The sequence below is a fragment of the Kocuria coralli genome, assembly GCF_008831305.1.
Taxonomy (GTDB): domain Bacteria; phylum Actinomycetota; class Actinomycetes; order Actinomycetales; family Micrococcaceae; genus Kocuria; species Kocuria coralli.
The window spans coordinates 1-205 of record NZ_ML708676.1; the positions used below are offsets into that span (position 1 = coordinate 1).

Sequence of the window (205 nt, forward strand, 5' to 3'; positions counted from 1 at the left end):
CTTGCAATCGCGACCCTTTGTTTTTGCCCGCCTGATAATTGGTATGGCATACTATTTGCTTTATCGGCTAAATCAAGTAAACCAAGTAGTCGTTCTGCTTCTTTAACGGCTTCAGCTTTCTTGGTTTTCCGAGCAAGTGTCGGTGCCAAAATCAAATTATCTAAAACACTTAAGTGAGGAAACAAGTGGAATTCTTGGAAAACAA

At 40.0% G+C, this 205-nt stretch carries 1 protein-coding gene; it reads right to left on the minus strand.

The window, feature by feature from the left end; translation table 11 throughout:
- The coding region (locus FCK90_RS15310; protein WP_220433362.1) for an ATP-binding cassette domain-containing protein at nucleotides 1-205 on the minus strand (205 nt) is incomplete at both ends.